Source organism: Belnapia arida (genome assembly GCF_016773205.1).
Classification (GTDB): domain Bacteria; phylum Pseudomonadota; class Alphaproteobacteria; order Acetobacterales; family Acetobacteraceae; genus Belnapia; species Belnapia arida.
The window spans coordinates 408,151-421,512 of record NZ_JAETWB010000002.1; the positions used below are offsets into that span (position 1 = coordinate 408,151).

At 70.4% G+C, this 13,362-nt stretch carries 17 protein-coding genes and 1 tRNA gene; 11 read left to right on the forward strand and 7 right to left on the reverse strand.

The window, feature by feature from the left end:
• Positions 1-24: 24 nt before the first annotated feature.
• From infA to JMJ56_RS08965, 5 genes are all read left to right on the forward strand, one after another.
• Positions 25-243, forward strand: a complete 219-nt coding sequence (gene infA / locus JMJ56_RS08945) for a translation initiation factor IF-1 (protein WP_043336856.1) — start codon at positions 25-27, stop codon at positions 241-243.
• A gap of 24 nt (positions 244-267) precedes the next feature.
• Complete coding sequence (locus tag JMJ56_RS08950; protein ID WP_236037612.1) at positions 268-834, forward strand: Maf family nucleotide pyrophosphatase; 567 nt, start codon at positions 268-270, stop codon at positions 832-834.
• The gene (locus JMJ56_RS08955; protein ID WP_202831278.1) at positions 831-1,961 is read left to right on the forward strand and encodes a ribonuclease E/G; all 1,131 of its coding nucleotides are present in this window, start codon (positions 831-833) and stop codon (positions 1,959-1,961) included. The genes JMJ56_RS08950 and JMJ56_RS08955 overlap by 4 nt, the downstream gene beginning before the upstream one ends.
• Positions 1,951-2,136, forward strand: a complete 186-nt coding sequence (locus tag JMJ56_RS08960) for a DNA gyrase inhibitor YacG (RefSeq protein ID WP_202831279.1) — start codon at positions 1,951-1,953, stop codon at positions 2,134-2,136. Before JMJ56_RS08955 ends, JMJ56_RS08960 begins: the two co-directional genes overlap by 11 nt.
• Positions 2,137-2,210: 74 nt before the next feature.
• Positions 2,211-2,286 (forward strand) — tRNA-Phe (locus tag JMJ56_RS08965).
• Positions 2,287-2,459: 173 nt separating this feature from the next.
• Here the strand turns inward: JMJ56_RS08965 and JMJ56_RS08970 are convergent.
• Positions 2,460-3,344, reverse strand: coding sequence for a sulfurtransferase (locus tag JMJ56_RS08970; protein WP_202831280.1), 885 nt, complete (start codon positions 3,342-3,344; stop codon positions 2,460-2,462).
• 84 nt (positions 3,345-3,428) lie between these two features.
• On the opposite strand from JMJ56_RS08970, the gene JMJ56_RS08975 reads away from it, so the two are divergent.
• Entirely contained in the window at positions 3,429-3,884 is a 456-nt protein-coding gene (locus tag JMJ56_RS08975; RefSeq protein ID WP_202831281.1) for an autotransporter outer membrane beta-barrel domain-containing protein, read from the forward strand.
• Positions 3,885-4,135: 251 nt separating this feature from the next.
• Here JMJ56_RS08975 and ptsP read toward each other — a convergent pair whose 3' ends face one another.
• Genes ptsP through JMJ56_RS09000 form a run of 5 tightly spaced genes read right to left on the reverse strand, consistent with a single transcriptional unit; the run spans position 4,136 to position 8,123 of the window.
• Positions 4,136-5,983 (reverse strand): phosphoenolpyruvate--protein phosphotransferase, encoded by a 1,848-nt coding sequence (gene ptsP / locus JMJ56_RS08980; RefSeq protein ID WP_202831282.1) that lies wholly within the window; start codon positions 5,981-5,983, stop codon positions 4,136-4,138.
• The gene (locus JMJ56_RS08985) at positions 5,973-6,296 is read right to left on the reverse strand and encodes an HPr family phosphocarrier protein (RefSeq protein WP_043360623.1); all 324 of its coding nucleotides are present in this window, start codon (positions 6,294-6,296) and stop codon (positions 5,973-5,975) included. Before JMJ56_RS08985 ends, ptsP begins: the two co-directional genes overlap by 11 nt.
• The gene (locus tag JMJ56_RS08990; RefSeq protein ID WP_202831283.1) at positions 6,293-6,739 is read right to left on the reverse strand and encodes a PTS sugar transporter subunit IIA; all 447 of its coding nucleotides are present in this window, start codon (positions 6,737-6,739) and stop codon (positions 6,293-6,295) included. The genes JMJ56_RS08985 and JMJ56_RS08990 overlap by 4 nt, the downstream gene beginning before the upstream one ends.
• Complete coding sequence (rapZ, locus tag JMJ56_RS08995; RefSeq protein ID WP_236037569.1) at positions 6,736-7,662, reverse strand: RNase adapter RapZ; 927 nt, start codon at positions 7,660-7,662, stop codon at positions 6,736-6,738. The genes JMJ56_RS08990 and rapZ overlap by 4 nt, the downstream gene beginning before the upstream one ends.
• Entirely contained in the window at positions 7,662-8,123 is a 462-nt protein-coding gene (locus tag JMJ56_RS09000; protein WP_202831285.1) for an HPr kinase/phosphorylase, read from the reverse strand. The genes rapZ and JMJ56_RS09000 overlap by 1 nt, the downstream gene beginning before the upstream one ends.
• Positions 8,124-8,225: 102 nt before the next feature.
• Here JMJ56_RS09000 and JMJ56_RS09005 point away from each other — a divergent pair, with 102 nt between their 5' ends.
• The 3 genes from JMJ56_RS09005 to JMJ56_RS09015 all read left to right on the forward strand — a co-directional run bounded on the left by JMJ56_RS09005 (position 8,226) and on the right by JMJ56_RS09015 (position 10,951).
• Complete coding sequence (locus JMJ56_RS09005) at positions 8,226-9,173, forward strand: serine/threonine dehydratase (RefSeq protein ID WP_202831286.1); 948 nt, start codon at positions 8,226-8,228, stop codon at positions 9,171-9,173.
• Positions 9,174-9,374: 201 nt separating this feature from the next.
• Positions 9,375-10,337 carry a Bug family tripartite tricarboxylate transporter substrate binding protein gene (locus JMJ56_RS09010; RefSeq protein ID WP_202831287.1) on the forward strand — a complete coding sequence of 321 codons (963 nt, stop codon included), beginning with the start codon at positions 9,375-9,377 and terminating at the stop codon, positions 10,335-10,337.
• 113 nt (positions 10,338-10,450) lie between these two features.
• Positions 10,451-10,951 (forward strand): hypothetical protein, encoded by a 501-nt coding sequence (locus JMJ56_RS09015; protein WP_202831288.1) that lies wholly within the window; start codon positions 10,451-10,453, stop codon positions 10,949-10,951.
• Here the strand turns inward: JMJ56_RS09015 and JMJ56_RS09020 are convergent.
• Positions 10,948-11,751 carry an undecaprenyl-diphosphate phosphatase gene (locus JMJ56_RS09020; RefSeq protein ID WP_202831289.1) on the reverse strand — a complete coding sequence of 268 codons (804 nt, stop codon included), beginning with the start codon at positions 11,749-11,751 and terminating at the stop codon, positions 10,948-10,950. The genes JMJ56_RS09015 and JMJ56_RS09020 overlap by 4 nt on opposite strands.
• Before the next feature lie 95 nt (positions 11,752-11,846).
• Between JMJ56_RS09020 and JMJ56_RS09025 the strand changes: the two genes are divergently transcribed.
• Together JMJ56_RS09025 and JMJ56_RS09030 are read left to right on the forward strand one after the other, a co-directional pair.
• A complete protein-coding gene (locus JMJ56_RS09025) occupies positions 11,847-12,758 on the forward strand; it encodes a heme-dependent oxidative N-demethylase family protein (protein ID WP_236037570.1) in 912 nt (303 codons plus the stop codon).
• 51 nt (positions 12,759-12,809) lie between these two features.
• Positions 12,810-13,358, forward strand: a complete 549-nt coding sequence (locus JMJ56_RS09030; protein WP_202831290.1) for a hypothetical protein — start codon at positions 12,810-12,812, stop codon at positions 13,356-13,358.
• Positions 13,359-13,362 lie beyond the last annotated feature (4 nt).

Consider the following 13,362-nt stretch of genomic DNA (forward strand, 5'->3'; position numbering starts at 1 on the left):
GCCGTTTCAGCATGAAGGTTCCTGATGTCAAAAGAGGACATGATCGAGTTCAGCGGCACCGTACAGGAGCTGCTGCCCAATGCGATGTTCCGCGTGAAGCTCGACAACGAGCACATGGTCCTGGCCCACACCAGCGGGAAGATGCGCAAGAACCGCATCCGCGTCCTCGCCGGGGACCGGGTGAATGTCGAGATGACGCCCTATGACCTGACCAAGGGCCGCATCACCTTCCGCTTCAAGTAACACTTGAGCACAGGCAAACCGCCCCTGGTGCTGGCTTCCGCCAGCCCGCGGCGGCTCGATCTGTTGGCGCGCATCGGCATCGCTCCGGACCGGGTGCAGCCCACCGATATCGACGAGGCACCATTGAAGGCGGAGCTGCCGCGCCTGCTTGCTGCCCGGCTTTCCGCCGCCAAGGCCGAGGCAGCCGGGGCGGTGGCGCCTGGGGCCCTGGTGCTGGCGGCCGATACGGTGGTGGGCGTCGGGCGCCGCATCCTCGGCAAGCCGGCGGATGCCGCGGAGGCGCGGCGCTTCCTCGCCCTGCTCTCCGGCCGGCGGCACCATGTCTATACCGGGGTGGCCCTCCGCACGCCGGACGGCAAGCTCCGCACCCGGCTGGTCGATACCATCCTCGCCTTCCAGCGCCTGACAGAGGCGCAGATCGAGGACTACGTCGCCGGCGAGGAATGGCGCGGCAAGGCGGGCGGCTATGCCATCCAGGGCCGGGCCGAGGTTTTCGTCCGGTTTCTTTCCGGCTCCCATTCCAATGTCGTCGGCCTGCCGCTGTTCGAGACGGCGCAACTGCTGCGGGGCGTCGGCTGGCTGGCACCGTGAGGATCCTGGTTTCCGTCTCCCCGGGTGAGGTCCGCACCGCATTGCTGCGCGGCGACCGGTTGGACGAGGCCTGGATCGAGCGTCCTGCCCGCCCCGATGGCGTCGGCGATCTGCACCGTGCCCGCGTCACCGCCCTCGCCCCCGCCATGGCCGGCGCCTTCCTGGTGCTGACCGGCGGCGAGACCGGCTTCCTTCCCGAATCCGAGGCCAGTGCCACGCGCCAACCCATCGCCCGCTCGGTGCAGGAGGGGCTGGTCCTGCCCGTCCGCGTCACCCGCGCCCCGCAGGGTGGCAAGGGCGCCCGCCTCACCGCTCGCCTCACCCCTGCCGAGCAGGCCCGTGCCGCTGCCGCCCCGCCCGGCAACGCACCCCTGCTGCTGGCCCGCGGCCCAGACGCCGCACTGCGCCTCGCCCGCGCCCATCCTGCCGCCGAGTTGGTGACCGATGGCGCTGGCCTCGCCGCCCGGCTGCGCGGCACCTATTCACCCCGCCCGGTCTTCGACGAGGCGGTGGAGGCCGAGTTCGACGCGCTCGCCAGCCCCGAGGTGCCGCTCCCCGGCGGCGGCCGCATCCTCATCCACCCGACGCCGGCGCTGACCGCCCTTGATGTCGATGCCGGAAGCGCCGCCGGCGCGCGCGACCCGGAGGCGCAGCGCCGCGTCAACGAGGCGGCCGTGGCCGAGGCTGCCCGACAGATTCGCCTCCGTCAGCTTGCCGGCCCCATCCTACTCGACCTGGCCGGGATGACGGCGAAGCGCCGCGCCGCCCTCGCCGAGCCTCTGGCCCAAGCCCTGGCGCCCGACCGGCTGGCCCGGCTGCTCGGCCTTGGCCCGCTTGGCCTGTTCGAGATCCTCCGCCAGCGCATCCACCCGCCGCTGCATGAGGTGCTGGCCGGACCGCTCACGCCCGGCCTCGCCGCCTTGCGCCAAGCGGTGCGCGAGGCCGCCTCTCGCCCCAGCCGGCGCCTGGCCCTCGTCGCCGCCCCGGCCGTGCTGGCAGCCCTGGAGACGTTCCCCGGTGCGCTCGGCGAAGCCTCCGAGGCGATCGGCCAGCTCCTGCAACTCCGGCCCGATCCTGCACGTCCCTGGTCGCACTGGACCATCGAGGAGGCCCCCCATGGCGGATAAGCCCCCCGCACCCCGCTGCGCAGTCTGCGGCAAGCCGGTGGAGCCGCCTGCGCCGCATCGGCCCTTCTGTTCGGCCCGCTGCCGGCAGGTCGATCTCGGCCGCTGGCTGGCTGGCGACTACGTCATCCCGGGCGAGGATCTCGACCGACAGGAAGATGACACGGAAGACCGCTGAACGGGTGGACAGGCGCCCGGGCTTCCGCTACATCCCCGGCCCTCTGCCGCGCCCCCGATGCGGGGGCTGCTTGGGCCCAGGTAGCTCAGTTGGTAGAGCATGCGACTGAAAATCGCAGTGTCGGTGGTTCGATTCCGCCCCTGGGCACCATTTCTTTCAAATGACTCTTACAGACGCTTTCTCGGGGGCACTTCGCTCCGCGTGGGCGGCCACAAATTGGGAGACGTCTTGGCAAACTCCCCGCTACCGTAGGTGCTGCTATCGCTGGTGGCGGATGGCGATCGATAGGTCCTGCTGCTTCCCAGTAAGCACCGAGCACGAAATCACCCCACCTCGATCGGCAGCGTCTCATCCTTTGCCCATTCACTCATTGAAGCGTCGTAAACAGCGATGTCCTGATAGCCAAGCTGATGTAGGAGAAAGGCGTCGAGCGTTGCCGCGATGCCGCCGCCGCAATAAAGTATGATCCGTTTCGACAGGTCCGCGCCTACACTGGTGAAGATCGCAGCAACTGACTTGGGCGTCTTGAGGGTCAGTGACGCTGAATCTATCACTTCTGACACGGGCACGTTGACGCTTCCCGGAATACGCCCAGGCCTGCCATATCGCGGGGTATCTCCGCGGTGAAGGTCCGGCGCGAGTGCATTAATCGTGCAGGCGCCTGGATCGCCGATGGCGGCCTTGACCTCCTGTTTTCCAACAAAAAGGCCCGAGCGAGGCGCGGCCGCCAGCTTCGCCGCTGGATAGCGCGCCTCTGCCGCCTCGACCGGCCGAGCTTCGGCGCTCCATTTGTCGAAGCCACCATCCAGCACCGCCGCATTATCGAAGCCGACGGCGCGCAGCATCCACCAGACCCGTGTGGCCCACTGAATGTTTTTGCGGGAATAGAGAATGGCGCGTGTGCCCTCACCAATGCCCTTCGCTGCGAACCGCGCGGCCAGATCCTCTGGCGCTGGCATCATGAAGTTGGTCGGGGCTGAGATGTCGGATAGCTCGCCCTGCAAGTCGAGGAAGGCGGAGCCCGGGATATGGCCCTGCTCGTAGTCGGCGCGGCCGCTCTCCACCCGATAAGGCCGGCCAGTGCCGGTCTCGTAGCGAAGGTATGTCGTGCAATCGAAGATGCGCAGCGCCGGATCGTCGAGGTGCTCAGCCAGCCAGGCAGTGGTGACGATCGCCTCCGGGTGGACGTAACGCGGTGTCGCGGTCATTGGGGCTTTCCTCCAGCTCGGCGTTCTATCTTCAGCCTTCATGCCTAGGTAGAAGCTGCACTCTCCGACCTGGATAATAAAGGGTTGGTTGCCAGCGAGGTTGGGGCTTGCTGGCGCCTGCAGCCGAGCATCGGCCTGCGCTATAAAGAACTCGGCCGCAACCAGCTGACCGAGAGCGGGGGCGGTGCCCTGGCCCTCGCGGTGCGCAGCGACGAATTGTCGAGCCTGCGCAGCATGGCCGGTGCACGGATCGAGCGGCGCTTCGATCTTGGCAACGGCTATCGCCTGACCCCGGCCGGCCGCCTGTTCTGGACGCATGAGCTGTCGGACGTGACGACGTCCACGACGGCTGCCTTCGTCAACAGAGGTGCCGCCATGCGGACGACCAGCGCAAAGAGCGGCCGTGACGGAGCCGTTGTCGGCATCGGCACGAACCTCGAACTGCCTAACGGCCTAGTTGCCTATGCCAACTACGGTGCCCAGGTCCGTGACAACACCACGGCGCAGGCGATCACGGCTGGCCTTCGCTTCGCTTGGTAAGGAGAGGACAGAAGCCGTAAGCGGGCCATCCGGTTTGGCCTGCTTGCTGACACCAAATGCATGGGCTCTGGCCCCGTTCGGGGCCAAAGCTTTTTTATGGATGAGAAGTCGCACCCGAGTCACGGTGCCGGATTGAACGCGGCTTCCGTGCAGACTACGGCAAAGGTCGCCTCGGCCGTGAACCTTGGGCTTCGCCTTACCAAGAGGAACCTGCCCAGTTGCGGGACTCGCGCAACAGGGCAAGGCATCCCTTAGCCCTTGTCCGACCCCGTTCCGAAGTTCAGCACCAGCTCGTGGATGCGGGCCGGGTCGGACTGCTCCATCACCCGCCGGGCGAAGCGGGCACAATCGGCAATGTCGAGGGCGCGGATCGCCTGCTTCACGCGGGGGATCGCGCTGGCATTCATCGACAGGCAGCGGATACCGAGGCCCAGCAGCAGCGGCACCAGCCGCGGATTGCCGGCCATCTCGCCGCAGACGGAGACGGGCATGCGAAGGCGGAGCGCCGCTTCCGTTGCGAACTGCATGAGGCGCAGCACGGCCGGGTGCAGGCTATCGTAGAGGTGGCTGACCTCGGCCTCGGCGCGGTCCACCGCCAGGGTGTACATGGCGAGGTCGTTGGTGCCGATGGCGAAGAAGTCCGCCTCCAGCGCGATGGCATCGGCGGCCAGCGCGGCGCCCGGCGTCTCAATCATCACGCCGAGCTCGGGCAGCTTCTCCGGCAGCGTCACGCCCTTGCGCCGGAGGCGACGGGCGACGCGCTCGTAGATCTCGCGTGCGGCCTGCACCTCGGACGGGTTGGTCACCATCGGGAGCAGGATGCGGACCTTGCCGCGCTCGGCGACGCGGAGGATCGCGGCGAACTGCGCCTCCAGCAACTCCGGCCGCTTCAGCAGCAGGCGCAGCCCGCGCAGCCCGAGCGCCGGATTCGGCCCGGAATGCGTCGGCGCTACGCCCTCGCTGAGCGCCTGCATATCCTTCTCGCCGCCCCAGTCCAGCACGCGGATGGTGACCGGGTCGCCGCCCATCGCATCCACCACCACGGTATAGGCGGCGAGCTGGGCCTCCTCGTCGGGGAGGTCCTCGCGGTTCATGAAAAGGAATTCGGTGCGCAGCAGGCCGATGCCTTGGGCGCCGGCCTGGGCGATCAGCGGCAGCTCGGCGGGAATCTCGAGATTGGCCTGGAGCTCCACATGCTCGCCATCGGTGGTGATGGCGGGGAGGCGGCGGAGCTTCGCCAGCTTCGACCGTTCCTTGGCGAAGGCAGCCAGCGCGGCGCGGCCCTTCTCCGTCGCCTTGTCGCCAGGGCGAAGGACAATGGTGCCGGCGGCACCGTCGAGCACGGCCATGTCGCCGCGCTCGGCACTCTCGCTGAGGCCGGTCGCGCCGAGGATTGCGGGAATGCCGAGCGCGCGCAGCATGATGGCGGTATGTCCGTCGGCGCCGCCCTCATCCGTTGCCACGCCGGCGATGCGGGTCGGGTCCAGCAGCGCGGCATCAGCCGGGGTCAGTTCCTCGGCGATGAGGATGGCGCCCTCGGGCACGCCCTTCAGGCTGCGGAAGGGGGTCGCGGTCAGGTTGCGCGTCAGGCGGCGGGCGATCTCGCGCACCTCGCCGGCCCGGCGCTGGAGGCCGGGCTTGTCATCATCGCGGGCGGCGAGGATCAGGGTGGCGATCGACTCCGCCTCGTCCTGCACGGCGGTCTCGGCGGCCAGCAGCTCGGTCTCGATCCGCTTACGGGCGCCGCGCAGCAGGCGGGAGTTGCCCAGCATCAGCACATAGGCGTCGAGCAGCGGCGCCAGCTCCTCCTGCGCCTCCTCGGGCAGGACGGAGAGGCGCGTCTTCAGCTTGCCCAGCTGCTTGCGGGAAAGGCTGACGGCTTCCGCCAGGCGGGCCTTCTCGGCCTCGGCCTGGTTGGGCGTGATGGCGCGGCGCGGTGCCTCGGTCGGCACCTCGGTGGTGTCGTAGACGGTGCCGATGGCGATGCCTGGGGAGACCGGGATGCCGCGGATGGCGTGCTCGCGGCCGCGGCGGGGGCCGGGCTTGCGGAGGATGTCGGCCGGCTTCGCCTCCGACCGCTCGCCCCGCTCAGTCTTCATGGAAGCCGGCTTCGACCAGGCCGGCGACGGCGTCCAGCGCCTCCCGCGCGTCCCAGCCTTCGGCCTCGATGGTCACCTGGCTGCCCCGGCCGGCACCGAGCATCATCAGCCCCATGATCGAGCAGGCAGGCACCTTCTGCCCATCACGCGAGACACTGAGGCAGGCGGAGTAGCGCTCGGCGAGCGTCACCAGCTTCGCCGCGGCGCGGGCATGCAGGCCGCGGCTGTTGCGGATGGTGAGACATTGGCGCAGCACCAAGTCCTCGCCACCGGACGCGCTGTGGGTGGCGGCTTCGCTGCTGGTCTGGCTCATGGCTTGTTTCCACCACTTCCATTGGCGCTGCCATTGACCCGCGCGATCCCGTTCGGGATGTCGCCGGCGGCGGCGATGTATTTGCGGCCTGCGGCGGCGGCATGGTCCACCGCCTCGGCCAGGGGTTCCGACGAGCGGATCTTGGCGAGCTTCACCAACAGGGGAAGGTTCACCCCGGCGATGACCTCGACATGGTTGTGATCGGCGAGCGAGACGGCGAGGTTGCAGGGGGTGCCGCCCATGATGTCGGTCAGCACCACCACCCCGTCGCCCTGCTCCACCGCCGCGATGCTCTCGCGGATATCCTGCCGGCGGCGCTCCATGTCGTCGTCGGGGCCGATGCAGACGGTCGCGACCGCACGCTGCGGCCCGACCACATGTTCCATGGCGAGGCGGAGCTCGTCGGCCAGCCGGCCATGGGTAACCAGGACCAATCCGATCATGGGGACGGTGAAAGGGCCTCCCGACCCCCTAAGCGGGCTTCAGATGCGGCGGGATTACGTGCTGCCTCATCGAGTTCTCGATGCGTCACGTCCGCGCGCCAGCCCAGTGTGCGGAGATGGTCAGCCAGGCGCTCCGCGACAAGGACCGAGCGATGCCGGCCCCCGGTGCAGCCCAGCGCGACCGTGAGGTACTTCTTGCCCTCGGCCACGTAGCGCGGCAAGAGCGGATCGACAAAGCCAACGAGCCGGCTCCAGAAGCTGGGAAAGTCCGGGTCCGCTTCGACATAGGCGGCGACGGCGGCGTCCCGTCCGGTCTGCGGCTTCAGCTCCGGCACGTAGTGCGGGTTGCGCAGGAAGCGCACGTCGAAGACCAGGTCCGCCTCGCGCGGCAGGCCGCGGGGGAAGGCGAAGGACTGGACGTGGATGAGGAGGCCGGGCGCCCCTTCACGGCGGAAGCGGCGCTCGATCGTCTGGCGCAGTGAGGGCAGCGGCAGGTCCGAGGTATCGACCACCATGTCGGCGGCGTCGCGCAGCGGGGCCATCAGCGCCTGCTCGCGGGCGATGCCGTCGGCGACGCGGCTGCCGAGCGAGCCGCCGGGCGCCAGCGGGTGGCGCCGCCGGGTCTCGCTGTAGCGGCGGAGCAGCACGGCATCCTCCGCCGTGGCATAGACCAAGGTGACGGTGATGTCGGGCCGCAGGCGGAGGCGGGAGAGGGTGCGGAGCACCCCCTCCGGGTCGAAGCCGCGGCTGCGGGTGTCGACGCCGGCGGCCAGCGGCTGGTCGCCATCGCCCACCAGCTCCTCCAGCAGGTCGAGGGGCGGGTTGTCCACCGTCTCGAAGCCGAGATCCTCCAAATGCCGGAGGATGGAAGCGCGGCCCGCGCCCGACAGTCCCGTGACGAGGACGACCGGGCGCGCGGCCATCATTTCATGCCCTTGGCGAAGGCGCCGGCCGGCTGGGCGATACGGCCAAGGGCGGCATCCAGCGCCAGCGCCAGCTTGGCCGGGGCCGAGGCGTCGAAGGCATGGAGGCGGATGGCGGGCAGGGTCACGCCCTCGGCCGACCAGGCTTCCGGCTCCGGCAGGCGGGTGATCCCGGCACGGGGCAGCAACCGGGCCACCAGGCGAAGCACCGGGGCGGCGGCGCGGGGGAAGGGGCCGAACAGGCCGAGGCCGCGCACCTCCAGCAGCCCGGCTAGGGGCGCGGGCGCGTCCGGGCGCAACTCGCCCGCCTCCACCCGGAGCGCGACCTGGTCATCGGCGACCAGGGACCATCCCGATTGCATCAGGCGCAGCACCAGATCGGACTTCCCTGACCCCGATGGACCGAGGAGGAGGACGGCATCCTCTCCCCGGGCGACGGAACTGGCATGGAGCAGCATCATGGCCGCCACCCAACATAGCGTCCACATTGGCAGAAAGCCGAGATCGTTCCAAGGGCACCATCGGTTGCACCATAGGGCGGGTCGTGCCACCGATGACGCATCATGAACGAGACTCCTTCCATCGACCGGGACGCGATCCGTGCGGCGGCGCGGCGCATCACGCCATACCTGCGCCGGACGCCTGTGCTGCGGCTGGCCGGGCCCGACCTCGGCCTGCCGCATGACGTGATTCTGAAGCTGGAGCTGCAGCAGGCGAGCGGCAGCTTCAAGCCACGCGGAGCCTTCAACGCGCTGATCTCGGCCGGGGTGCCGGCGGCGGGGGTGGTGGCGGCCTCGGGCGGCAACCATGGGGCGGCCGTGGCCTATGCGGCACGGGCGCTCGGCGTGCCGGCCGAGATCTTCGTCCCCGAGATCACCGGGGCGGCGAAGCGCGCGCTGATCGAGGCCTACGGCGCGCGGCTGGTGGTCGGCGGCGCGGCTTATGACGCAGCGCGCCAGGCGAGCGAGGCCCGCGCGGCGGAGACGGGGGCGTTGCTCGTCCATGCCTACGACCAGCGCGAGGTGCTGGAAGGCCAGGGGACCGTCGCCCTGGAATTCGAGGAGGATGCGCCCGGGCTCCGCCATGTGCTCGTGGCCACCGGCGGCGGCGGGCTGATCGGCGGCATGGCCGGCTGGTACGGCACGGAGGGGCCGCGGCTGGTCAGCGTGGAGCCGGAGGGGTGCCCGACGCTGGCGACGGCGCTGCGCGACGGACGGCCGGTACCGGCGCCGGTTGGCGGGGTGGCGGCGGACAGCCTCGGCGCGCGGCAGGTGGGAGCGCTGATGTTCCCGCTGGCGCAGCGGGCAGCCGTGGCGGCGGCGCTGGTGCCGGATGGCGCGATCCGTCAGGCGCAGCGTCTGCTGTGGGAGGCGGCACGGGTGGTGGCGGAGCCCGGCGGGGCGACGGCGCTGGCCGCGCTGCTCAGCGGGGCCTGGGTGGCACCGGCGGGAGCGCGCGTCGGCATCGTCGTCTGCGGCGGGAATTGCGAGCCGGGAAGCGTGCTCGGCTAGCTGTCACTGCTACGGAGGTCGTCTCCGCGGGTCTCGATTGGTTGGGTGTGGTTGCAAGGCCGGTATCCGGCCACCTCGAGCCCTGGATGGACGGCCATCGGAAAGCCGTACGACGCGGCGTGGCGGAATGCCGATCGTGCAGAGGCTGGCCGGGGGCCGACCGGTTGATGCGGCCGTCGCGGCCATGGGGAGGAACAAGCAATGAAGGCATTCATCGGGAGGGTGCTGCTGGGCGCCGCCCTGCTGGCCGGGCCCACCATGGCGCAACCCGCCGACCGGCCCCTCCGCATCGTTGCAGGCTATGCCCCGGGAGGAACCTCCGACATCGTGGCCCGCATCGTCGCGGAGAGCGTGTCGGCCAGGCTGGGCCAGCCGGTGGTGGTCGAGAACCGGACCGGCGCCAACGGCTTCATCGCCGCGGAGACGGTAGCGCGTGGCCCGGCCGACGGCTCGGCCGTGCTGCAATGCCCGATGGGCAACATGACCATCAGCCCGGAAATCCCCGGCATGCACCTTCCGATCGACGTGGCGCGGGACCTTGTCCCGGTCGCCAATGTCGCCCGCTCAAGCTATGCGGTGGTGGTCGGCGCACGCAGCCCGTATCGCAGCATGGCGGATGTCCTGGCGGCGGCGCGGGCCAGGCCGGGTGCGCTGACCTATGGCAGCGCCGGCATCGGTACGGCCCAGCACCTCTCGGCCGAACGGCTGAAGCGCATGGCGGGGATCGACCTGCTGCACGTGCCCTATCGCGGCGCGGCACTGGCCGCGCTCGATGTGATCGCCGGCCGGACCGACCTGCTGATCACCAACCTGGGCGATGTCATCCGCCAGATCCAGGGCGACGAGCTGCGGCTCCTGGCCCTGGCCGATGCCGAGGGATGGCCCGACTTCCCGGATGCGCCCCGCCTGCCGCAGCTGGTGCCCGGGCTGGAAGTCGCGGGCTGGTTCGGCATCTGCGGGCCGCGCGGCATGCCGGAGGCGGCGATCGGCAAATGGGCCGAGGCGATCCGTCAGGCCCTTGAGGAACCGGTCCTGCGCAAGCGCCTGCTCGACAATGGCCTCACCCCGCATTTCGAGGATGCCGCCTCCTTTTCCCGGACCATCGCGCGCGACCGGCAAGCCTGGGGCGAGGCGGTGCGGGCCGCGAATGTGCGGGCGGAGTAGGGCCGGGACGGCGCTCCGTCACCGCCGGGGCCGGAAGCCCAGTTGGACTCGCTTGCCGGGGCAACCCCGTCGCCGCGCCTCGCGTTCGCCCCGGCAAGAACGAGGAGGCAGGCATGCGGATGAAGATCTTGCTGGTGGCGGCGATGCTGGCCGGGATGGCGCCCGGGGCCTGGGCACAGCCCGCGGGCCAGACCGCGGCGCCCGGCGCGGCGGCGGCGCCGGACCTTTCCTCCTATGCGCGCCTCCTTGAGGATGCCGAGACCAAGCTGCGGCAGGCGGAGCAGGCAGCGTCCCGGGCACCGGTCCAGCATCAGGGCGGCGCCATTTCAGGGTCTCGGATCGAGCTGATGCAGGTGATGCGGTCGGCGCAGGACAGCGTGCAGCGCGTGCCGACGAGCTTCGCCGGGAACGAGGCCTACCGGAACGCTGACCGGGAGCTGCGGGAGACGCTTTCGGGCATCGTCACCGCGCAGCGTGGGGGCGGCGAGGGCAGCATGCAGGCGGCGGAGAAGGCGGTGCAGATCATCGCCGGGCTGCGGCAGCAGGTGATGCAGGCGGCAGGCGGCACCGGCGCCTCGGCGCCGGCGCAGCCTGCCTCCGGAAGCGGCCGCTAGTGTAGCGCCAGCCAGGCGAGCATCAGCGTGCCGATGGCAATGCGGTACCAGCCGAAGGGCGTGAAGCCGATGCGGCTGATGACGGTGAGCACCCAGCGCACCGTCAGCAGCGCGACGACGAAGGCCGTCACGAAGCCGATGCCGACCTGGCCCAGCCCATCGGCCGAGATTTCGTGCCGGACCTTCAGCAGGCTGTAGGCGCTGGCCGCCAGCATGGTCGGGATGGCGAGGACGAAGCTGAACTCCGCCGCCACCTTGCGGTCGACGCCCAGCAGCAGCGCGGTGATGATGGTGGCCCCCGAGCGGGAGGTGCCGGGGATCATCGCCAGCGCCTGGCCGAAGCCCACCAGCAGGGCGGAGACCGGGCCGATCTCCGGCACGGAATGGATGCTGGGCGAGGGCCGGGTGCGCTCGATCAGGATGATGGCGATGCCGCCGACGATCAGCGCCACGGAGACGACCCAGGGGTTGAACAGGCTCTCGGTGATCGTCTTGTGCAGCGTTGCGCCGATGATCGCGGCCGGGACGAAGGCAAGGATCAGGTTGACCGCGTAGTAGCGCTCCTGCCCCGGGCGCCAGAGGCCCGAGACGAGACGCAGCAGCAGGTCGCGGTAGATCCAGATCACCGCGCAGATGGCGCCGAGCTGGATGCCGACCTCGAAGACCTTGCCGGGCGGGCCCTCGAAGCCGATCAGCGAGCCGAGCAGGATCAGGTGGCCGGTGGAAGAGATGGGCAGGAATTCAGTCAGTCCTTCCAGCACGCCCATGGCGAGGGCGGAGAGGATCGCGGCGAGGTCCATGGGCAGTGAGCGCTCCGGGAAGGATGCGGCGCCTATACCGGGCGGGGCGGGAGCGGGATAGTTGTGACGGGTGCGTGCTCGCCGGAGGTTGAGGCATGGAAAGAGCGGAGCTGCCGGCGGAAGTGGTCTACCTGCCCTTCGAGGATGGGCCCTTCCGCATGGCGATGGGGCTGGTCGCCTGCCCCGAGGCGGCCTGGATCGAGATCGACGAGCGCTACCCGGCCGAGATGGCGGAGCGTCGGGCCCTGCTGGCGACCCGGCGAGCGGATGTCCTGGCTACCCGACCGGGCTCCGAGACCGCGCAGGCGGAGGTCCTGGCGCTGCTCGCGGCGCATCTGCCGGCGCGCTTCCCTTCCTGGTTCCGGCGCGAGGGCGACCGGCTGCGGAACGGGCTGACGGGGGAGGAGTGGGACCTCACGGCGCCTAGCTGCGACCCGCTGGAGCTGGCGGCGCGGCTGGTGCAGGAGGATCTCTGCATCATCCGCCCCGCCGAGGATGGGGCGGTGCTGGAGGCAGGCGTCGTCTGCGCGCCGACGCGCTGGCGCATCACCGAGAAGATCGGCAGGCTGCTGATGGCGGTGCATGCGGCGGTGCCCTTCTACGGCGAGCGGCTGGGGACGCCGGTCGACCGCTTCATGGCGCAGATCAAGCCGGGGCGGGTCGCCATGCGGGTGAACTGGTCGGTGGTGGACAGCCCGGCGCTGTTCCAGCTCGAAGGCAAGCACCGGGGGGAGCGGGACCCGAGCTTCACCGCCGAGAATGCGGGACAGCGGCTGCACCTGCGGACGGAGCGGCAGACCTTCCGGCGGCTGCCGCAGTCGGGCGCGGTGCTCTTCACCATCCGCGTCCACAGCTACCCGCTGACGCGGGTGGCTGCGCTGCCGGGCGTTGCGTCGCGGCTGGCCGGCGCGGTCCGGGCGCTGCCGGAGGAGATGGGACGCTACAAGAGCCTGCCGGTCTACCGGGAGGCGCTGCTGGCCTGGCTCGATACCGCCTCCCGCGCTTGATCCGCAGGGCCGTTCGAGTCGAGGATCCCGGCCTCGTCCCGGAGACCAGCCATGATCCGTCTCGCTGCAGGCCTCGCGCTCCTTCTCGCCGGCCCGGCCTTCGCCCAGACCGCCCATCAGCCCTATGCCGTGTTGCACGCCCGCCCGGTCAAGGCGCTCTCGGAGCAGCAGCTGTCGGACCTGCGGGCCGGGCGCGGCATGGGGCTGGCGCTGCCGGCCGAGCTGAACGGCTATCCCGGCCCCTTGCACGTCCTTGAGCATGCCGAGGCGCTCGCCCTGACGCCCGGCCAGCGGGCACGCACCGAGGCCCTGTTCGCGGCGATAAAGGCGGAGGCCGTGCCTCTGGGCGAGCAGCTGATCCGCGAGGAAACGGAGCTTGAGCGCCTGTTCGCCAGCCGGATGGTGCAGCCCGCGAGCCTGGAGGCAGCGACGGATGCGGTCGGGATGACGCAGGGGCGGCTTCGGGCCGCGCATCTCTGCTACCATCTCGTCATGATGGATGTGCTAACGCCCGATCAGCTGCGCCGCTACGGGGAACTGCGCGGCTACGGGACCATGGGCGGCCATGGCCAGCACGGGCATGGGGCGCACCGGCCCTGAGCAG